Here is a 19,956-nt window from a genome sequence, read left to right on the forward strand (position 1 = left end):
AAACCGCCCGCTCCCAGGTTCATGCGCCGATCATAAGGCAGGCAGATGCGCCGCGATCCCGGATCGCTTCAACCAGCAGCATGACGATGCCAATGAGCGCGGCTTTCTGCCATGACCACACTGTGCCAGTCCGGCTATGCGCGCAATGCATCTGCACGCAACAGGGCAAGGTGCGATTTCCGCATCATTCCTTTTCCCCGCTTGGCTCATATACAAATGCAATGCGCTTCAATGCCGCCTCCGCATAAGCTCTTGCCTGCAGCCCCTTAGAATCCTGGGTCACGATATGACCCAGATAGCAGGCATTGTCGATCGGCTTGGCAAAGGACTTGCCTTCGCAGTTCTCGATTTTGTAGCGGACGATATGTTCATCGGAATCAAGGGTATCCACTCCTTGAAGGCTAGTCAGCGTACCGCCCTGCGGCGGCACGAGAAACATGACGGCAGCGCTGGCAACGCCGGTATCCTTGGCCGTGATCGCAGGCTTGCTGCCCAGTGAAAGCGCGACGAATGACTCCAGCAGGTCAATGCCGGTAACCCTGCGCATCAGCTCCACGATATAGTTGCCGGCTGTACGCGGATTGATCTCGACGATGCGCGGACCGTCGGGAGTCAGCTTCACTTCTGTATGGGCAATGCCATGGTCGAAGCCTGCTGCTTTCAGCGCGTCCAGCACGTATGCCCGAACCGCAGCCTGCGTCCCCTCGTCCAGCCTGGCCGGGAACATATGGCCGTTTTCAATGAAAAAAGGTGTACCCGTTATCGATTTGTCCGTCATGCCGAGGATCGTCGTGTTCCCGTCATAGGAGACGCTTTCGACGCTGATTTCCTCGCCTTCCATGAACGCTTCCAGCAGATAGGCGCAGTCCCTGGCCTGGTCCCTGAAGTTGCGCGGGAACGCCTCCAGCGCCTGATAGGCCTCCTGCAGCTCATTTTCATTCTGAATCAATTTGACATAGGCGCTGGAAGCCAGATCAACCGGCTTCAACACGAGCGGATAGCCTATCTCCGCGGCTGCTTGCCGAACTTCTTCCCATACATGTGCAAGCCGGTAGGATGGATTGGCCAGTCCGGCACGGTCAAGAGCCTGCCGCAGCAGATGCTTGTGCCTTACCGCAGCGACATCAGTAGGGAACGGACAAGGGAGCTGCAGCGCCTTCGCCACTTCGCGAACGGTGTCTATGTAGTAATCGCATACGGTGATCACACCGTCGAACCGATAGGAACGCAAATTCTCGATCAGGCTGTCCGTGTCATTCGTTTCCATAACCAGCACTTCTTCCGCGTGGCGCACAACCGGATGCTTCTCCGTACTGAGCGAGCTTTGGTAATGCTCCAGCTTTCGCGTGACGAACGTGTACGTATGCCCCAAAGACTTCAACAGAGGCGGCAGCAAATTGCCGCTCGCTCCCACCCAGCTTTCGATCATGAGCAAATGTGCCATTATACCCCTCCTATGATTAAAATTCATGCATGGCGTGTTCGCCTTTGTTATTCTATTGGCGGACGAGCGCCAATGGCTTGACCGAATATCGGCCGTCCTCACATAGCCTCTACCCCTGCAATTTCCCGGCACACCGATTTCGCTCTGTCAGCAAGTCTGGCTAATCAGTGACCGAACAGTCCTCCTTCTTTGTTTATTAGTAATAATTACGATTTATGCTAGTAAAAAAAGAGCTGCTGCTCTGTTCCTCTTCTCGCCTGAATGATTCTCCGGCCTGTTGCGCCCATTGCCATCCTCATGCCGCCAAGCCCCATCCATATAGAGCCCTTTCGCATTCGGCACAGCTCAACTGCCCGCATGACCCGCCGATGGAATGATCCCGCTCAATCGTCATGTTGCCCGTTACAAAACCGCTGCTTCCTGTGCCGGCTCTGTCTGCCAGCTTGGCAGCGGGTCCGCGAACTGCTTCCAATCCATCTTCATTTCCTCCTCTGTCAGCACGCACAGGTCCAGCGCTTGCTCGACAGCTTCCCGGTCCATATCAACACCGATCATGACCAGTTCATTCATCCGGTCCCCCCACTTCGCATCCCACGAAGCGAACCACTCCGGCTCTTCTCTCCGCAGCTGCTCCTGCTCTTCTATCGGCAAGCTGGCGAGCCAATAGCCTGATGCCCCCATTTGAATCGACGGACCTGCCTGACTGAGCATACCGGCCCATTCATGGCGCGTCGCAATCCACAGCATGCCCTTGGCGCGCACTACCTCTTCCGGCCAGTTTTCCAAAAATGCAAGCAACCGTGCCGGATGAAACGGCTTCCTCCTGCGGAAAACGAAGGAGCTGATGCCGTACTCCTCTGTTTCCGGCTGATGCTCGGGGTTTTGCAGCTCCTGCATCCAGCCGGGCGACTGACTCGCCTTCTCGAAATCGAACAAGCCCGTATTCAGGACAGCCTCAAGCGGCACCTGTCCATTCACAGCGCGAATGATGCTGGCGGTCGGCTGAAGCTTGCGCATCACCGCCTCAAGCCTGTCAAGCTCTTCCTCGCTCACCAGGTCGCACTTGTTCAGCACGAGCACATTGCAAAATTCAATCTGGTCAATGAGCAGGTCGACGACCTCCCGCCTGTCGTTATCCCCAGCAGATTGCTGGCGGTCGAGCAAACTTTCTCCGGAGGCGAAATCATGCCAGAAGCGGTATGCGTCCACGACGGTAACCATGCAATCCAGCCTTGCATATTTGGACAAGTCGATGCCTGTCTCATCATCCATATAGGTAAAGGTCTGCGCCACGGGCACCGGCTCGCTGATGCCTGTTGATTCAATGACGATATAGTCAAATCGCCCTTCTGCAGCCAGCCGCTCGACTTCTTTCAAGAGATCGTCGCGCAGCGTGCAGCAGATGCAGCCGTTCGACATCTCGACAAGCTTCTCTTCTGTACGCGATAAGTGCGCTTCCTGCTTAACCAGCGCGGCGTCAATGTTCACCTCGCTCATGTCGTTGACGATAACCGCGACCTTCAATCCCTGCCGATTATGCAAAATATGATTCAGCAGCGTCGTCTTGCCTGAACCGAGATAGCCGCTGAGCACGGTAACGGGAATTGTTCTAGTTTGATTTGCCATCTTTGGAACCTGCCTCCCCGGCAAACATGCGTCTGCCACTAATCGTAATATTTACGATTTAGAATATAACCCGCCTTATGCATTTCTGTCAAGGAAAAATAATCTGACTATTGGGGCCCCGGGCGGAGATCGCTCTGCCTCTAATTCCCACGGACCGGCGCTGCGGAGCAGTTCTGATGGAAATAGGCGGGCTTCATTCGGAGGTGTATGCTGATCGGGTTGTGGTCGGGCAGCGTATGTTCGAGGTGCTGGCTGCTATTGTTGGAGGTGCCGTTGCATTTGCTGCAGGTGTCAGCAGCATTTGTTCGAGTTGTGACCTGCATTGGTTGAGGTGCTACCTGCTTTTGTTGAGATGTCAACTGCTTTTGTTGGAGGTGCCGCTGCATTTGGCTGAGGCCGTTTCGAGGGCGGGCATGGAGCCTAATTCGAGGCAACAAAAGTACATAGCGGATTAGCGCAGTATAGTGGTTCGTGCATGTGCAAAAAGCCCAGACAATCTGCGGCAGCCGCCTACTTCGTGAATGACCGGCGAGATTAGACGGTATGGCCGAACGTAATGTAGACGTTCAGAATCTAACGGAACCAGGAGACACTATTGCTCAGATTTAGCAGTGATTTGTTTTTTAACGGAAGTGACAGACCTTATTTCCTGGTATTCAAGCAAAGTGACTCGGATTTCATCGCAATAAGGTCTCTGAGTTCCGTTAGAATCGCGAAGAGGCAAATACGAGGTTAATAGTGCCCGTCACTTCCGTTAGCGCAAATCGAACGCGAGCAGCCCTTGACCTCGTCATAGCGGCTGACGGATCAAGGGCTTCACGTTAGCTGAATTGCTTCGGCCCACGAAGTCGGTCTCTACTCAGAGTCCTCTTCCAGGCAGATCATCTCCGGATGCGGGTGGCTGAGGAACTCATGGTGGGAAATTTCCCATCCATAAGCCCCTGCATGGCGGAACAAGACAACGTCGCCGATTCGTATTTCCTCCACCGGCACTTGACGGGCCAGCACGTCCTTCGGCGTACATAGCTGGCCGGCAATGGTCACCGCTCTGCGGACTGCGCCCGTGCGAGGAAAAGGATAAGGCCACTCGCGGCGGGCGACGATCACGAAGGGATGGTTGTGCTGCCACGATGCAGGCAAGCGGAAATGATGCGTGCCGCCCCGCACGATCGCAAACACCTCGCCATGATTTTCCTTCACGTCAAGCACCTCTGCCGCATAAGCGCCGCAGCCTGCGACCAGGAATCTGCCGCATTCAAAGACCAGCTTCCACGCCGGGTCTCCCTTCTCCTGGAGAAGCTTGCCCAGCTGTTCACAGAACGCTTCCCATTCGAATGGGCTGTCCAAATCCCGATAGTTCACGCCAATCCCGCCGCCGACATTCACGGTCCGAACCGGCAGGTTGAAAGCATGCGACCACTCCTTCACCTTGGCGATGTAATGCTCCATCAGCTGCAAATGCGCCTGCGCGTCCAGCTGATTCGAGACCGAATGCAGATGGAAGCCTTCCACTTGCACATGCGCGCTTCCCCGCAGCAGCTCGGCTGCTTGCCCGATAAGCTGCTCATCCAAGCCGAACTGCGTGGGCCGACCGCCCATCTGCAGCGTCGCAGCAGGCAGTGCGCCGCGCAGGTTGACGCGCAGCAGCACGCTTGCGCGCCTTCCCAGGCTGGCTGCAATATGCTCCACTCTCCGCAATTCATGCAGGCTTTCGACATGAAGGTGGCGCACCTGCAGACGGATCGCCTCCGCAAGCTCTCCATCCGTCTTGCCCGGACCTCCGAACAGCACAGGAATATCCTCCCGGATTCCCCGGGCTTTGCGCACCTCGCCGATGGAGGCCGTCTCTATGCCGTGCACATGCGCCCCTATTTCCCGCAGCAGCCGCGGATTGGCATTCGCCTTCATCGCATAGAACATCTCGCAGCCCGGCGGAAGACAGGCCATCACCCGCTTCACATGACGGCGCAGCTCGGCCAAATCGTACAGGTAGGCGCACAGCGGACGGTTATCCTCCGCTTGATAGGACGCGATGAAGCGCCTCATCCGCCTTTCGGAAGCGGACAGCGGCGCAGCTGCCGGCATCATGCCCGCACCTCCTTCACAGCAAGCGCCATCTTCGCTGCATGCAGCGGGTTGCTTGCATATTGATCGCGCTCCCCGTCTTCGCCGTACACCTTGCGTGCGGCCAGTTCGCCCACCTCTACCTGCTCGGCGAACAGGTCGAACCGAACATAGGCTGCCTCATGTTCAGGGAACTGCTCCTGGTAGTCCTGAATCGTTTCTGCCGTCCACATCCAGAACACCCCCTCGTCCAGGCCGTAATGCTCATGGAGCAGCAGCGCCCACTCATACAGATGAATATGCAGGATGGCGTCTGCCCAATAGTCCCGCACATGCTCCGCTACCTCTGTCGACAAGTAGGAGGAATCGGTCAGTTCGGGAAGCGCCGGGTATGCCGGGCAAGCGGACAAGCAGCGGATGCCGCCAGGCAGATCGCGCAATGCCGCGCGCACCGGCCAGCCTCCCCGATGAATCAGAACCATGTTTTGCGCATGCGCTTCTACGCCGACCCCATACGCGTAGAGCAGGTGCAGCAGCGGATGCAGCGTCACCCGCAGCAGCTGCCGAAACCATCGTTCCACGCCATACTGCCTGTGCCACGACACAAGATAAGGGACGTCTTCCCGTCTCTCGCTGACGGCCGTATACGGCAGGGCCTGCTCCCCTTCCCCTGCGTGTGCCGCCAGGCTTTCCCGCCAGAGCGCGCCGAGCGAGCCGTGCAGCCTTTCGGCGAGAGGGGCAGGCAGGCGGTCATAGCGGAAGGAAACGCCTGCCTGCTCGCGCAGCAAAATAAGCCCGCATGTCTCCTTCAGGAATGCGTCTGCCTGGAGAAGCTCATGCAGCCAGTCAGAAATGGCCGGAGCATCCTTCGCATGGTAAGGCTGAATAATGCGCTTGGCCGATGTATTCATAATGCTCAGCGATGTCTTGACTTGACATTTGCCGCTGTCCGTTACATTCGAAAGCGTCCGGATCGAGGCTTGCGGCCTGTAGCGATCCTGCCCTTCGCCGAGCGGAATTACGATGCCGGCCTGCATGTACGGAAAGTAATGCTTGGCGATTACCTCGCGCCACTGCCAGGGATGAACCGGCATCAGCACATATTTTTCCCGTTCCGCTGCCGGAATTTTTTCTTTCAGACGGGCAAGCTCGCCGCCAAGCTCCTTCTCCAGCAAGCGCTCATACCTTAGCCCCGCTGAATGGCCCACATGCACCCAATCGCGATGCACGCCTACCCACAGCAAGGAAAAGGTTGGCAACAAGTCCGGTGCATACCGGACCTGATCCTCCAATGTAAAGCCAATGCGCGATTTGTAGCTGGGATGGTAGGGATGCCCGTGCGCGAGCTCTCCCTCCAGCTCGTCGTAGGCAAGCTGATCCGCAGCCAATCTCGTCTCCGTGCCGCGCGCCCGCTGCAAACGCAGAAAAGCATCATGCAGCCATGTCTGCTCCAGCTCATGGGTGAAAGCCGCAAGCTTGTGAGCGTCCGTTCCAGGAAGATGCGTCAGCAGCTCGCGCACAAGTCCCGAAATGGAAGATACCTCCTCGAACAGACCGTCGTGAGCGCGCAGCAGCGGATCGGCCGTCAAGCGAAAACGGCCAAATCCAAGCATCCACCTTCCTCTGCACGCATACACGACACGTTCATTTTGCTCATTCCTGCCGATCAGTTTCCATGTGCGGTTTGCGCCAGCCTCCCGCTGGAATCCCGAGACGCCGGCGCCAATTGCGTCGCGGCAAGCGGCAACTCCCTCAGTGCCGGCGCAGAAATCGCCGGTATTGGCCAGTGCCCCGCTTCCGGCGGATGCGGCTTGCGGCAGTGAAACGGCCGCCCAAGCTGCTGCAAACATTGCCTCCTCGGCAGCTGTGGCTTCCTCCGCCTGCACAATGCGCTCATGGAGCAGCGCTTCGACGAGTTGCCTGCTCACGCGCCTGCGCACCTCGCGCGCGATCGGGCTTGTCGTCAGCGCAAAAAGCTCTTGCATAAATGCGGTCATGTCAACGTTCCCCTTTCCCACAGCAAGTTGGGCACAGTCACATAGGAAGGCGACTCTCCCCGCTCAAAAAATTGGCTTGTCAGATTTGCCTTGGCCGGCAGGACTTCCCGCTCCAATAGGGATGCCACAACCGTCTGGAACGGAGCGGCATCTCTACGAATTTCCGCTGCCTCAACAAGCACATGCCGAACTCGCCGCCACAGCGCCTGTTCCTCCAATCCCGCATGCCGGGACACGGTCGCGATCACGTGCCCCATGTGATTGGTGACCGCATAGTACAACAACCGCTCGAATGCAGCTTCCCTTCCATACAGCACCGGACTGTCTGCGGGGACAAGCTCGCCGATCCAACCCAGCTCGGCCGCCCGCCGCCGATCAATGCTGATCCCTTCCAAATCGCGGATCAAGCAGGCGGCAGGCATTCCTTCCGGGTCGAGCCGAATCAAACTGTTCTGCACATGCGCTTCCAAACTGATGCCGAGCCTGGCGAACACGTCCAGTATCGGGACCAAAAACACCTGCGCGTAACGGGCTATCCAATCGTGCATGCCGGCAGGCGCCGAAGAGAATACATGCCGCCACAACAGCGGCTCGCCGCTTCCCGGTTCTCTCTCCATCAAGCTGGCTGCGGGGAACCACCTACTCCCCTGCTCCAGCAGCATGGGCGGACTTTCCCGGAACACGACCGCCAGTTCCGCGAACAGGCTGTCACGGCGCACGCTGCGGCAGCCGTATTCCAGAAGCAGCTGCGCCGGGCCTGTCTCCAGCTCGTCGCGAACCGCAGCGCAGATGCGCGCGGCATCCATCGTCCGCGCCACCTGTTCCCGCGTGTTCACCCGAATAAAATTCGTGATCCGCACATGAAGCGGCAGCTTCAGGAAGCAGCCTTGATTGGGCGACCATACCGTGCGTACAGAGGACGTCGGATAGACGAGGGGCCCGGCCTCGCCGAGCGGCACGACCCGCCGCTCGCCGATCATGGCGCGCAGCTCGCCATGGTTCACCTGCAAGTAGTTCGACTGCCACGGATGGACGGGCAGCAATGCGTAGCTTTCCGTTGTCTCCCCCAATATCAGGCTGGCGCTTTCAAGGGCATCAGGCGGAATGCTCGCCTCCCTTCCCGGCAGCCAGTCTTCGGCCAGCTCGTCCTTGCGCACCGCCCAATAATGGAGGCGGAAGGACGCGCCCAGCTCCGGCGCATAGGCTTGCAGAGCCGCTTCGTCGAATCCTTCCGCGCTCTTGGGCGTCGGATGCAACGGATGCCCGCAGCGCAACGCCTGTTCGGCCGCTGCCAACGGCAGCTCCTGAAGCTGCATGGACCGCTGCGCATGCGCCAAAAACTCCGCGGTATGCGCGATGCTGTTGTCCACCTGATCAAGCAATCGCAAGCGGCGCGCTTCCGCATCGGGAGCCGCATGCGCGGCGCACAGCTCCCGCAGAATCAGCTCCGCCGCTTTCCTGCAGGTGACCGCGCGGCGAAAGCCGCTCGCCTCCTCCTCAAACAGCGGAAACCGGTAAGCATGATGCCCCATATCAGACACATGCTCAAGCTCGCCGGTCAAGCGAATCTCACGGAACGAGAGGGCCAGCTTCAGCTGCTTCGTGCGCCGGTCGATGGCCTCCTTCGCTCGGCCGCTCTCCAGCAGGTAGCAGTTGAGTATGCGGGCGGCCGCCTCCTGCTCCGCCCTTTCCAGCGCACCGGCCCAAATCCGGTCAGAAGCCTGCAAGTCTTCCTGTTCTAATCGAATCCTCATGTTCTTCCCCTTTCCCCATGCATGTACGTGGCAGCAATCAGGCAGCCGGACCGCCCGGTTGCCGGCTCAGTACAGCGGAAGCTGGTCCCCCACGCCGCACTCCAGCGCTTTACGATACAAATAACGGGCACAGGCAATATCCTCGATGGCCATCCCCATCGGATTCAAGACAATGATTTCCTCCTCACTGGTTCGGCCCGGCTTCTGACCGGCTATGATCTCGCCCAGCTCCGCATGCAGCTGTTCCTTGGAAAACCTGCCTTCCTGCACAAGCTGATGCAGCACCTTTTTCTCCCGGTTCGCCTGATCCCAATCGTCGACGACTACCTTGTCCGCCGACAGGAATACATCCTTTTCCAAGTCCATAATGGAAATATTGCTAACGAACGCTCCCTTGGACAGCCATGCATACGGAATATAAGGCTGATCCGCAACCGTGCAGGTGATAATCACTTCGCCGCGGCGCACTGCCTCCTCCGCACTCCTCGCTAGAGTGGCACGCACCGACGGGAATTGGGCAAACAGGCGATCGGCCAGACGGCTGGCAGCCTCCGCTTGCAGATCGAACAGCACGACCTCCCGGATGGCGGGAAAATGCTCCAGCATCGCCTGCAGCTGACGCTCTGCGATCAGGCCGCAGCCAAGGATTGCGATACGCGCAAAATCCGGCTTCGCCAGCACCTTAGCCGCCGCCACCGTCACTGCCGCGGTGCGCATGCTGCTGATGAGACCGGCCTCCATCACGGCAACCGGGTAATGCGTATCCGGATCGTTCAGCACAATGACGCCGCTAGCCCGCTCCTTCCCGAGCCGGGAAGGATTATCGTGCTTGCTGCCTATCCACTTGATGCCGGCGATCGGTTCTGTACCGCCTATGTAAGCCGGCATCGCAATAATCCGGTCTGCAATATGGCCGCCCTCCTCCTGCATGCGCAAATAGGGCTTCAACGGCTGTACGAATTGCTTCCGGGCATGAAGCGCCAGCACTTCCTCCAGCGCCTGAACATACAGGGCGGAGCCGCCGCCACCCAGCTGCTCCAGATGCGAGCGGCTCAGATAAAGCAGCGTGTCCGCTTGCACGGACGCTTCCGATGACCGGCAATCCTTGACAGTATAAGAATGGTTCATGAGACAACCGCTCCTTTCTCCTCCAGCGCCTCTACCCAGGCGTCATCATAAACCATGTCCAGATAGCGCTCTCCGCGGTCCGGCAGCAGCGTGACAATAGAGACGCCTTTTTCCCAGGTAGGAACGAGTTTTTGAATAGCCGCGATGACAGAGCCGGAAGACCCGCCGGCAAAAATCCCTTCATGATGCAGCAACGCCCTGCATCCCATGGCGGATTCCCAATCGTTCACATAGACGACTTGATCGATCTCCTCACGCCGCAGCAGCTCCGGCACGCGGCTTGCGCCGATGCCCGGCAGCCGGCGAATCCCCTGTGTGGCACCGAATAGACTCGAGCCGACCGCATCGACCGCGACGACCTTCAAATGCGGAAACTTTTCTCTCAGCCGCCGGCTCGTACCCATGATGCTGCCTGATGTGCTGACACCGGCAATCAGCAGATCGAGCCGATCCAGCGCATTCACGATTTCCCCTCCTGTCCCTTCGTAATAAGCACGCCAATTGTACTCATTGGCGTATTGATTGATCCAGTAGCTGTCCGGGATGCGCTCCAGCAGCTGGTGGACCTTGGCAATGCGGGTCAGCAAATAGCCGCCGTTCACATCCTTCTCCAGCACCATCTCGACATGCGCGCCCATTTGCCGCAGCATGCGCAAATTCGTCGGAGCAATATTCGGGTCCACGACACAGGTAACCTCCAGCCCGTACAGCTTCGCCATCGTCGCCAAGGCAATGCCGAGATTGCCCGATGTGCTCTCGATGATATGGCTGCCGGCATGGATCTTCCCTTCGCGCAACCCCTGTTCGATCATATGCCGCGCCGGGCGATCCTTCATGCTGCCTCCCGGATTCATGTACTCCAGCTTGGCGTATACTTCTAGCCCCTCCTGCGGAAACAGGCGGCTCAATCGGACAAGCGGCGTGTTCCCGACACAGCTTCGAACCGATTCATGCACCAGCTGCCAAGCCATGGACGGCTCGGTCCCTTTGATCGTCTGCATGTTCATCCTCCTTCCGGATGTGGACAACAGTGAGAATGATTATCAATGTTGTCTATCCAAATCGTACACCCATCCGAGGACAGCCGTAAATGATTGAAACAGATGATTTTCATACTCCATCTGAAGCATCGCTAATCTTTTCATATAGCTGATAAAGAAAATCCGCCCCGCTTGCATCGATCTGCAGCGCCTTCTTGATGTTTTGCATGTGCTTTTTCACCGTATTCTCTGAAATATGGAGCTTTTCCGCGATGCGTTTCACCGAATAATGCTTGCATAGAAGCCTGGCAACTTCCCACTGCCTCCTGCTGAGCGGCAGTTCGCCCGAAGCTTGCGCCGCACCGCCTTCATCCGCTCCGTTCACCCAGTACATCTTGATCGGCTCGCTCAGCTGCATGTGCGAGAGCGCCGACAGCACCTGATGGTTGAACTGGGAGATCAGCGTTTGATCCTCGTCCGTGTGGATGGCGTATTCAATGATCAGCTTTCTCTTGCCCATTCCTCTTCCACGACTCCTTTTCTCATCGTCTAACCGGTACCCGCCACTGCGCCCAATTTGAAATCCGCCAAGCTGTCCGCGCGAATGGCCCAAGCAACTCCATACATGCTCCTGTATCGACCTAATGAAAATGAAGCCATAGCGAAAAAAAAGACCGACACTCTTCCAACGTGTCGGCCCGCTTGCAGGTGCTTCTATTCTTCAACCAGATGCGCGAACAAATCGTCCACAATGCGATTCGCCGCTTGTACACCCAGTCCGCTCAACCAAGTCTCTGTGTCCACTTCGATTACTTTGCCGGCCTGTACAGCCTCCAGCTGCTGCCAGATCGGATTGTTCATCAGCTTCGTCTTCAGGATGTTGTCCGTGTCTCTGCTGAACCAGAAAATAACGTCGCCAGCCAGGTCCTCCACCTGCTCCTCGGATACTTGCGCCGCGAATTCCGCTTTATCCTGTGCCGGAGGCCTAGGCAGACCGGCGTCCTCCACGATTGTGCCGCTGAACGATTGCTTCAAATAAATGCGAATATGATCGGATCTCGGGCGCAATATGGACACTTCTGTCTCTGTCAGACGGTCGCCCATCCGCTCGCGAAATTCCAGCAGCCGCTCTCCGTAAGCCTGGAGCACATCAGCCGCCTCCTGCATCTTGCCAATCGCCTCCGCCTGCAGATACAGGTTTTCCTTCCAGGTATAGCCCAAGGTTTCGACAAATACAGTAGGCGCGATTTGATCCAGCTTGTCATAGATCGCTTCATGCGTGTCCTTGCTGCCCAATATAACATCTGGGCGCAGCTCGGCGATCACTTCCAGATTCGGCTCATCGATTGAACCGATATTCCGGATACCTTCTGTCTGATCGACCAAGTAAGCGGGAAACGGATCGTCCAGGAACACTGTTGGCGCTCCCACCGGCTTCACCCCTAGGGCAAGCACATTATCAAGTGCCCCGTTGTCGAGCACTACCACCCTTTCCGCTTGCTCGGGAACGATCGCTTCACCCATCGCATGGGCAACCGTCCGGCCAACAGCTGCCTCGCTGTCTCCAGCTTCATGCTCGTCCTCCGTGTGCCCGTTTGCACTGCCTTCTTCACTGCCCGCTTGAGACGCATCAGGCTGTTGATTGCTTCCGCCGCCGCATGCGGCCAATGCTAGCGCCAGGCTGAGCAGCATGACAAGCAATATGCCTTTTTTCCCCATTCTCAATTGACACTCCACTCCCCTAAATGATATGATTTCCCTGAATGATAACGATTATCATTCTCTTCGTTTTTGAGTATAATCGCAGTTTGATTTTTCTGTCAACCGTTGTTTTTATTCTTCGTTGTAGGTGAATGTAGATGTGGAAGCGACATAAGCGGCTTTTCTGCTTGGCCATTGGCCTTCTCGTGCTTTTTTTAGGCTTTGTGCTGGATTTGATGACCGGTGCCAGGCCGATTGCCCCCTCCACTGTCATGGGAGCGCTGCTGAACGGCGGCCAGACGACAGACGAGCTGGTCGTGCTGACGATCCGGCTGCCGCGAGCCCTCATCGCAGTCTGTATTGGCGCCTGCCTGGCCGCAGCAGGCGCCGTTATGCAGGCATTGACGCGAAATCCGCTGGCCGCACCTGACCTGATAGGCATTCATGCCGGTGCCGGCCTGTTTGTCGTGCTTTCGATGTTCTGGCTGCAGGTCCCGTACGTATGGGTATACTCCTTGTTTGCCTTTCTCGGCGCGGCCGTGGCGGCAGGCATCGTACTTCTGCTTGGCAGCGACGGCAGCCGCGGAGGGATTACGCCCTTCCGGCTAGTCGTGGCAGGGGCGGCTGTCTCCATTTTGCTTTCCTCCCTCACCCAGGGCGTGCTAGTCCTGCACGAGCAATCTTTGGATGAGATGCGGTTTTGGCTGGCTGGGTCTGTGGCCGGACGGGAGCTTAGTCAGCTCGGACAGGCGCTGCCATTTCTCGCGTTCGGCTTGATCCTGGCCATTCTGCTTGCCGGGCGGATCAACCGGCTGCAGCTGGGCGACGATGCAGCCACCAGCGTTGGCGTGTCGGTCAGAGGCACGAAGCTTGCGGCCTTCGCCGCTGTCGTGCTGCTTGCCGGAGGCAGCGTCGCGATTGCGGGCCCGATCGGGTTTATCGGCTTAGCCGTACCGCATATTGTGCGCTCCCTCGCCGGCACCGACTATCGCTGGATCGTCCCGCTGTCTGCCCTGTTCGGCGGCGGCCTCCTGCTTTTGGCAGACATGGCGTCCAAGCTGGTCATTCATCCGGGCGAGGTGCCGATTGGCGTCATGACCGCCCTCCTCGGCGCTCCCTTCTTCATCTATCTGGCGAGAAAGAAGGTGTGGAGCCTGTGAAGCGGTTGCCTTATCCTATCCTGCTCGTCGCTCTGCTTGCGCTTAACCTGTTCGTCTTCCTCCTGCACATCGGGCTGGGGCAATTCACCATCACTCCCTGGGAGGTAGCCGCCTCGCTTATCGGAGCTGGCAATGCGGAGCACGATTTCATCGTCCACACGCTCCGTCTCCCCCGAGCTGTGCTTGGCTTTATGACCGGTGCCGGCTTGGCCGTATCCGGCGCGCTCCTGCAAGGCTTCACACGCAATCCGCTGGCTTCTCCCGGCGTGCTGGGCCTGAATGCCGGGGCAGCGGCGGCGGCCGTGCTGGTCATCGTCGCCTTCACGGATGTCCCGATCGCCTGGCTTCCGTTCGCGGCCTTCGCCGGTGCCGTCCTGGTCGCCGCATGCTCTTACGTGCTCGCTTGGCGGGACGGGATGTCCTCCATCCGACTCGTGCTGATCGGCATTGGCATCGCCGCGGTCTGCCAGGCGCTGATTACGATTCTGCTTACATACGGGCAAATCCGCTCCGTCTCGCAGGCCACAATTTGGATGACTGGCAGCCTGTACGGCAAAGGATGGGAGCACTTCACCCCTTACTGGCCCTGGTTCGTCGCATCTATGCTGCTGGCCTTCACCCTTACCCGGCAGCTCGACGTGCTGGCGTTGGGCGATGAGCTTGCGGGCGGGCTTGGCATCAGGCTGGAGCTCAAGCGCTTCCTGATCATTCTCGCCAGCGTCGGTCTGGCCGCATCATCCGTGGCCGTTGTCGGCACCGTCAGCTTCGTCGGCCTGATGGCGCCGCATCTCGCCAGAAGCTTCACTGGCGTATCGCACGCCAGGCTGCTTCCTGCTGCCGCGCTTGTCGGCGGCTTGATCGTGCTCGCTGCAGATTTGCTGGGACGCACCCTGCTCGCCCCGACCGAAATTCCATGCGGCCTCCTTACAGCGATCATCGGCGGCCCCTACTTCCTTTACCTGCTGCGGCGGCAGAAGGCAAGCTAGCTTCGGCCAATAGTAGCGGAACCCCCAAACAGTACTATAAAAAAACCTTGGCACTATATGCATGTTCTGCGCAGTTCCAAGGTTTTTTGCTTGTATCTATTCAACATGCTCCGGTTTGCTTCATTCTCATGTGATGCAACTTCCTGCACATCTTGTCGATTCCTTGACCGCTCAGGAAGTTTTCTACTGCCTGAATTTCGCTTCCTTGCCCGTCCATCTCATCGCCGCTTTGTTTCCATTCAATTACATTTTGTTCGATTTCCGCTTTCTTGGCCGCTCATCACGTCACTTTTTTGCTGTCATTACTTATTTACTTTTTTATTACCTGTCCATATGTCCCCTACCTGCCCGAACTGCCGCTTCCTCGATGGCCTGCTGTTGCGCCAGAAATAGGCCGCAATTCTAAGTTTGACTCAACCCAGCCGCACCGTTCGGGAGGCAACACTTGAGCGATATTTCGTACAAACGTTGTGGAATCATGCCTGTTGAACTCTTTTTGTGTGAAATATCGTACAAACGCACCAGTCGCACCCTCCAGAACGCAGCACTTGAACGATTTTTCGTACAAACGCGCCAGCTTCACCCTTCAGAACGCAGCATTTGAACGATATTTCGTACAAACGTTGTGGAATCATGCCTTGTTGAACTCTTTTTGTATGAAAAATCGTACAAACGCGGCAGCTGGCTAGCTCTGTATGAACCTTCGCGCAGGCGACGCAACGTTCAGCGAACTCGCCGGCATCCCCAGCCACTCAACACACCGAATAGCTATGTTGTTTCATATTTGACGTTCAGAGACTATTCAAATAAAAAAGCTGCCTCCCAGCCGCTTATGACTGAGAGACAACTCCGCCCCTAGCGCACAGGCCGCTGAAAAAGCCCGCGTGCCCGCTCGGCATCTGCGCGAATAACGCATCCTTCGGCATGATCATTCACCAGCCCCATCGCTTGCATGAACGAGTACAGCGTGGTCGGTCCGACGAATGTCCACCCCAGCTTCTTCAAGTCCTTCGACAGCCTCGCAGACTCGGCCGAGACCGATATGCTCAGCGGCTCAGACAGCTGCTCCTTCGCGGACTCGGCTGTGACCGATATGCTCAGCGGCTCAGACAGCTGCTCCTTCGCGGACCCGGCCAAGGCCGAGACCGAGGCCGTCCGCGGCTTCGCATCGGGCTCGTAGCGCCAGAAGAAGGCGGCCAGCGATCCTTCGCACTCGACAAGCTCAAGCGCTCGCCGCGCATTGTTGATGGCCGCTTCGATCTTGCCGCGATGCCGGACGATCCCTTCATCGCGAAGCAAGCGCTCGATATCCTGCTCCGTGTAGCCCGCAACCTTGTCGAGAGCAAACGCATCGAATGCCTTGCGGAAATGGTCCCGCTTGGCAAGGATCGTTCGCCAGCTCAGGCCGGATTGGAAGCTCTCCAAGCACAGCTTCTCGAACAAGCGCTGGTCGTCATTGACCGGAAATCCCCATTCGGCATCGTGATAGGCAATCATCTCCGGCGTCTCCAGGCACCAGCGGCAGCGTGGCCGGCCATCCGGCCCTGCACTCGTCTGGCTCATGTTCTACCTCCTCCGCTTACGTACATCCCGCAACCCTTAAATCTTATACGCCCGCATAGCCCGGCGCAGTTCCTTCAAGGAAGGCCGCTTGCCGTACATCAGCACGCCGGTGCGATAAATCTTCGCGGCCAGCCACCCCGTGACGAAGATCGTTGCCGCCAGCAGCCCAATCGCCAGCCATACTTCCCACACTGCCGGATCAGTCAGCCCAACGCGCAGGAACATAATGAACGGCGAGAAGAACGGGATGAAGGAAGTAACCGTAATCAATGTCGAGTCCGGCGCGGATATTCCGAAGATCGCGATAAAGTAGCCAATCATGGACAGGAACGTCACAGGCATGATCGCTTGCCCCAAATCCTCTGTCCGGCTCACAATCGAACCGACCGCAGCAAACATCGCTGCATAGAGGAAATACCCCATGAGATAAAACAATACGGCGTAGAAAATAAGCAGAAACCCTACACTGCTCAAATCTATGTTCATATCAGCAAACAGGGAGCGATTATGCGGCAGCGCAATATTCGCGAGCGCGACTGCCCCCAGCAGCAGAAGCTGCGAGATGCCGACTATAAACATCCCGAAGATCTTGCCGAACATTTGCTTCAGCGGAGAAACGCTAGTGACGAGAATTTCCATGACACGCGAGCTTTTTTCTGCGGTAATTTCCGTCGCGATCAACTGTCCTGATGCCATAACGCCGATAAAGAGCACAATGACCATCACGTACACGAACCCGGTTGCGACGGCAATTTCCCCTTCTGTCTTGCCTGCATCCCCTACATTGCCCGCTCCTTCCCCAACGGAGATTTGCACCTTGTTCAGTGCAATGGGCGCATTGATCTGGTTCACCTGCTCTGCCGTCAACCCGAGCGCGGGCGCCACAACCTGCACCTTGATCGCTTGCAGCGCCTGCTGCAGCTGGTTGACTGTGCCGAAATCCATTGCTTTCTCCGACTTGTAGGTCATCATCGGGAAGCCATTGGCATCCGCTTCTCCGAACAGCAAGTAGCCTGCGATTTCGCCAGCGGCGATGCGTTCCTTCAATACGCGTTCATTGTCCTCCAGAGAGCCTTGATCTGGCACGACTACCAGCTCCAACCCGGCTCGCTCTTGACCTCCCACATGCTGATCAAGCAAGGGCAGCATCTCGGACGAGCCTTCAATGACGCCAACATTGACCGTTTCGTCGGTTTGAAATTTCGAGATAAAGTAAGGCGCATTCAAACCGATGCTAATGACGATTGCAATAATCAAGGAAGTGACGACAAAAGATTTCGTACGAAATTTATTCGCCACGGTAAAGGCCAAGACTGTCCAGAACTTATTCACGGGCTTCTCCCCCCACTGCTTTGATAAAGATTTCATTCAGCGTCGGCTCCATAATTTCAAAGCGGTGCACACTGCTTTGCGCCAGCGCTTTCTGCAGCACCTCCTGTGCAGCGTCTATCCGGTCCATATAAACGACCCGTCCCTGCTCGGTGTCCTCAATCCGGTTCACGCCTGCGATTTGCTCAAGACCTTGAACAGGTTCTTCAGTCCGCAGCACAATTTTCTCTTTGGGGAACGATTGCTTAATTGTCTTGATCGTACCGGACAGCACCGTTTTGGAGCGATGAAGGATGGTAATGCGCTGGCACAGCTCTTCTACATGTTCCATCCGATGGGTGGAAAACAAAATGCTTGTGCCGCTGTCCCTCAGTTCCTTCACTGTTGCTTTCAGCAACTCGACATTGACGGGATCAAGACCGCTGAAAGCCTCATCCAGCACAAGAATTTTCGGCTGATGGAGCACCGCTGCGATAAATTGAATTTTTTGCTGATTCCCTTTTGAGAGCTCCTCGACCTTTTTGCCGTAATAGTCCGTAACTTCAAACTTCTCCAGCCATCTCTTCAGCTCGCGATCCGCGTCTTTCCGCTTCATCCCCTTCAGCTGTGCCAGATAGATGAGCTGATCGCAGACTCGCACCTTCGGGTAGAGTCCGCGCTCCTCCGGCAAATATCCCAGCTGGCCAATGACCTCTTCGCTGTACCCCTTCCCGCTGTACGAAATCTGTCCTTCATCCGGGTAGATCAAACCGAGCACCATGCGCATCGTCGTTGTTTTGCCCGCTCCGTTCGCGCCGAGCAGCCCGTAAATTTCGCCTTCCTGCACTTCAAACTCAATACGGTCCACAGCTGTTTTGTCTCCGTACTGCTTCGATACTTGCTCCAAACGTAAAGGTACCATCATCTCAAGCTCCTTCCTCTTTCTTATCTTCTATCTTTTTTACGAATCATATAGGAGAAAATTTCATCCAATTCTAACGCTTGCCGTTGGCGCACCCGGATGCCGAGTGACTGCAGCACTTCCTCAATGGCAGCTTGATCGCTCGTGACTACCATCGGCGCAGGCTCATGTTGAACATGCATCACACCCGGCAGATTGTTGACAGGAAGCGGCCCATCGAGCCATAGCTTGCGCCAGCCATCCTGCAAGGCATCCTTTTCATAGATATCGAGAAGCTCGCCTCTATGAAGAATGGCGATGTAATCAGCCAAGCGCTTAACCTCTTCCATCATGTGGGTAGCAATAACGATGCTTCGCTCCCCTTGCTCCATCCACCTTCGCAAATCATCGATCCAATCCCGCCAGACGAAAGGATCAAGCCCCGAGGACGGCTCATCCAGCAGCAGCACATCCGCCTCCGCAGCCAGCGCATGCACAAGCTCCATCCTGCGCAGCGTGCCCTTGGAGCAATCCTTCAGCTTCTTGTCCAGGGGCAGTTCGTACTTGGCTGCCAACTCCTGATAGAGCGCCTCATTCCAACGCGGATACCAGCGCTTCACAAAGGAAGTCTCCATGCGTACCGTCATGCCATCGTCCGGATGATAAAATGTTTCCGGCACGTAGGCGATCCGCTGCTTCAGCTTCACCTCATCTTCTTCGTATGAACCGCCGAACAGATGCACCGTGCCGCTATCCGGCTGCGCCATATTCATCATAAGTTTGAACAGCGTGCTCTTCCCCGCGCCATTCGGTCCTACCACCGCGGTAATCGTTCCTGGCTCCAGACGCAGGTTTATCGGCCCCAATTGATAGTCGCCAATCGTCTTCGTTGCCTGCGAAAGCTCCAGCAATGCTTCGTTATGCATGCTCTGCTCCTCCTTTCCCCGCATCCGCAGCTCCTTGTTCCGCCAGCACTTGCTCAAACCACTGTCGGAGCTGCTCAGACGTGCACTGCAGACGGAAGCCTGTTCGCACAGCATCCTCCAATGCTTTCACTACCGTTTCCATCTGGTAACCGCTCCGTTTCTCTTCACTGACTCCCACCACAAATGTCCCCGTCCCCTGCTTCGTCCGCAGCAGCCCTTCTCCTTCCAAATCCTGATACACCCGTCGAATGGTAATGACACTGCAGGCCAAGTCCTGTGCCAGTTCGCGAATGGAGGGCATCAATGATCCCGCTGCCAGCTGCCCGTTCCAAATGAGCGAACGCAGCTGATTTTCGATCTGATGATACATCGGCTCCGGGCTGTCAGGAGATACATGAATCGGGATACGCATGGATAC

The 19,956-nt window shown here is 57.0% G+C and carries 16 protein-coding genes; 2 read left to right on the top strand and 14 right to left on the bottom strand.

Translation table 11 applies throughout. The features are described from left to right. Positions 1 to 184: 184 nt before the first annotated feature. The 9 genes from XYCOK13_RS03230 to XYCOK13_RS03270 all read right to left on the bottom strand — a co-directional run bounded on the left by XYCOK13_RS03230 (position 185) and on the right by XYCOK13_RS03270 (position 12,712). Complete coding sequence (locus tag XYCOK13_RS03230) at positions 185 to 1,444, bottom strand: ATP-grasp domain-containing protein (RefSeq protein WP_213410481.1); 1,260 nt, start codon at positions 1,442 to 1,444, stop codon at positions 185 to 187. Between the two features lie 402 nt (positions 1,445 to 1,846). Beyond that, positions 1,847 to 3,070: a GTP-binding protein gene (locus XYCOK13_RS03235; RefSeq protein ID WP_213410482.1), complete on the bottom strand. Its 1,224-nt coding sequence runs from the start codon at positions 3,068 to 3,070 to the stop codon at positions 1,847 to 1,849. An 855-nt stretch (positions 3,071 to 3,925) separates the two neighbouring features. Continuing rightward, entirely contained in the window at positions 3,926 to 5,158 is a 1,233-nt protein-coding gene (locus XYCOK13_RS03240) for a type III PLP-dependent enzyme (RefSeq protein ID WP_244864968.1), read from the bottom strand. Next, on the bottom strand, positions 5,155 to 7,131 hold the full coding sequence (locus XYCOK13_RS03245) for an IucA/IucC family protein (protein WP_213410483.1): 1,977 nt from the start codon (positions 7,129 to 7,131) through the stop codon (positions 5,155 to 5,157). The genes XYCOK13_RS03240 and XYCOK13_RS03245 overlap by 4 nt, the downstream gene beginning before the upstream one ends. Next, entirely contained in the window at positions 7,128 to 8,885 is a 1,758-nt protein-coding gene (locus tag XYCOK13_RS03250; RefSeq protein ID WP_213410484.1) for an IucA/IucC family protein, read from the bottom strand. Before XYCOK13_RS03250 ends, XYCOK13_RS03245 begins: the two co-directional genes overlap by 4 nt. Positions 8,886 to 8,951: 66 nt before the next feature. Further along, positions 8,952 to 10,013 (bottom strand): 2,3-diaminopropionate biosynthesis protein SbnB, encoded by a 1,062-nt coding sequence (gene sbnB / locus XYCOK13_RS03255; RefSeq protein ID WP_213410485.1) that lies wholly within the window; start codon positions 10,011 to 10,013, stop codon positions 8,952 to 8,954. Then, the gene (sbnA, locus tag XYCOK13_RS03260; RefSeq protein WP_280520869.1) at positions 10,010 to 11,014 is read right to left on the bottom strand and encodes a 2,3-diaminopropionate biosynthesis protein SbnA; all 1,005 of its coding nucleotides are present in this window, start codon (positions 11,012 to 11,014) and stop codon (positions 10,010 to 10,012) included. Before sbnA ends, sbnB begins: the two co-directional genes overlap by 4 nt. Positions 11,015 to 11,123: 109 nt before the next feature. After that, on the bottom strand, positions 11,124 to 11,513 hold the full coding sequence (locus XYCOK13_RS03265) for a response regulator transcription factor (RefSeq protein ID WP_213410486.1): 390 nt from the start codon (positions 11,511 to 11,513) through the stop codon (positions 11,124 to 11,126). Positions 11,514 to 11,707: 194 nt separating this feature from the next. Further along, on the bottom strand, positions 11,708 to 12,712 hold the full coding sequence (locus XYCOK13_RS03270) for an ABC transporter substrate-binding protein (RefSeq protein WP_244864977.1): 1,005 nt from the start codon (positions 12,710 to 12,712) through the stop codon (positions 11,708 to 11,710). A 140-nt stretch (positions 12,713 to 12,852) separates the two neighbouring features. Here XYCOK13_RS03270 and XYCOK13_RS03275 point away from each other — a divergent pair, with 140 nt between their 5' ends. After that, positions 12,853 to 13,854, top strand: coding sequence for a FecCD family ABC transporter permease (locus XYCOK13_RS03275; protein ID WP_213410488.1), 1,002 nt, complete (start codon positions 12,853 to 12,855; stop codon positions 13,852 to 13,854). Continuing rightward, positions 13,851 to 14,840: a FecCD family ABC transporter permease gene (locus tag XYCOK13_RS03280; protein WP_244864969.1), complete on the top strand. Its 990-nt coding sequence runs from the start codon at positions 13,851 to 13,853 to the stop codon at positions 14,838 to 14,840. Before XYCOK13_RS03275 ends, XYCOK13_RS03280 begins: the two co-directional genes overlap by 4 nt. Before the next feature lie 855 nt (positions 14,841 to 15,695). On the opposite strand, the gene XYCOK13_RS03285 is transcribed toward XYCOK13_RS03280, so the two are convergent. Genes XYCOK13_RS03285 through XYCOK13_RS03305 form a run of 5 tightly spaced genes read right to left on the bottom strand, consistent with a single transcriptional unit; the run spans position 15,696 to position 19,950 of the window. Then, entirely contained in the window at positions 15,696 to 16,403 is a 708-nt protein-coding gene (locus XYCOK13_RS03285; protein ID WP_213410490.1) for a DNA-3-methyladenine glycosylase I, read from the bottom strand. Positions 16,404 to 16,439: 36 nt separating this feature from the next. After that, positions 16,440 to 17,735 carry an ABC transporter permease gene (locus XYCOK13_RS03290; RefSeq protein WP_213410491.1) on the bottom strand — a complete coding sequence of 432 codons (1,296 nt, stop codon included), beginning with the start codon at positions 17,733 to 17,735 and terminating at the stop codon, positions 16,440 to 16,442. Continuing rightward, on the bottom strand, positions 17,728 to 18,633 hold the full coding sequence (locus XYCOK13_RS03295; protein ID WP_213410521.1) for an ABC transporter ATP-binding protein: 906 nt from the start codon (positions 18,631 to 18,633) through the stop codon (positions 17,728 to 17,730). Before XYCOK13_RS03295 ends, XYCOK13_RS03290 begins: the two co-directional genes overlap by 8 nt. Before the next feature lie 23 nt (positions 18,634 to 18,656). Then, a complete protein-coding gene (locus tag XYCOK13_RS03300) occupies positions 18,657 to 19,538 on the bottom strand; it encodes an ABC transporter ATP-binding protein (RefSeq protein ID WP_213410492.1) in 882 nt (293 codons plus the stop codon). Next, the gene (locus XYCOK13_RS03305; protein WP_213410493.1) at positions 19,531 to 19,950 is read right to left on the bottom strand and encodes a GntR family transcriptional regulator; all 420 of its coding nucleotides are present in this window, start codon (positions 19,948 to 19,950) and stop codon (positions 19,531 to 19,533) included. Before XYCOK13_RS03305 ends, XYCOK13_RS03300 begins: the two co-directional genes overlap by 8 nt. Positions 19,951 to 19,956: the final 6 nt, after the last annotated feature.

The organism is Xylanibacillus composti, assembly GCF_018403685.1.
Taxonomy (GTDB): Bacteria; Bacillota; Bacilli; order Paenibacillales; family K13; genus Xylanibacillus; species Xylanibacillus composti.

Coding starts and splice junctions, on each gene's coding strand:
- XYCOK13_RS03230 (WP_213410481.1), bottom strand. CDS start 1,444: ATGGCACATTTGCTCATGATCGAAAGCTGGGTGGGAGCGAGCGGCAAT.
- XYCOK13_RS03235 (WP_213410482.1), bottom strand. CDS start 3,070: ATGGCAAATCAAACTAGAACAATTCCCGTTACCGTGCTCAGCGGCTAT.
- XYCOK13_RS03240 (WP_244864968.1), bottom strand. CDS start 5,158: ATGATGCCGGCAGCTGCGCCGCTGTCCGCTTCCGAAAGGCGGATGAGG.
- XYCOK13_RS03245 (WP_213410483.1), bottom strand. CDS start 7,131: ATGACCGCATTTATGCAAGAGCTTTTTGCGCTGACGACAAGCCCGATC.
- XYCOK13_RS03250 (WP_213410484.1), bottom strand. CDS start 8,885: ATGAGGATTCGATTAGAACAGGAAGACTTGCAGGCTTCTGACCGGATT.
- sbnB (WP_213410485.1), bottom strand. CDS start 10,013: ATGAACCATTCTTATACTGTCAAGGATTGCCGGTCATCGGAAGCGTCC.
- sbnA (WP_280520869.1), bottom strand. CDS start 11,014: ATGCAGACGATCAAAGGGACCGAGCCGTCCATGGCTTGGCAGCTGGTG.
- XYCOK13_RS03265 (WP_213410486.1), bottom strand. CDS start 11,513: ATGGGCAAGAGAAAGCTGATCATTGAATACGCCATCCACACGGACGAG.
- XYCOK13_RS03270 (WP_244864977.1), bottom strand. CDS start 12,712: ATGGGGAAAAAAGGCATATTGCTTGTCATGCTGCTCAGCCTGGCGCTA.
- XYCOK13_RS03275 (WP_213410488.1), top strand. CDS start 12,853: ATGTGGAAGCGACATAAGCGGCTTTTCTGCTTGGCCATTGGCCTTCTC.
- XYCOK13_RS03285 (WP_213410490.1), bottom strand. CDS start 16,403: ATGAGCCAGACGAGTGCAGGGCCGGATGGCCGGCCACGCTGCCGCTGG.
- XYCOK13_RS03295 (WP_213410521.1), bottom strand. CDS start 18,633: ATGGTACCTTTACGTTTGGAGCAAGTATCGAAGCAGTACGGAGACAAA.
- XYCOK13_RS03300 (WP_213410492.1), bottom strand. CDS start 19,538: ATGCATAACGAAGCATTGCTGGAGCTTTCGCAGGCAACGAAGACGATT.
- XYCOK13_RS03305 (WP_213410493.1), bottom strand. CDS start 19,950: ATGCGTATCCCGATTCATGTATCTCCTGACAGCCCGGAGCCGATGTAT.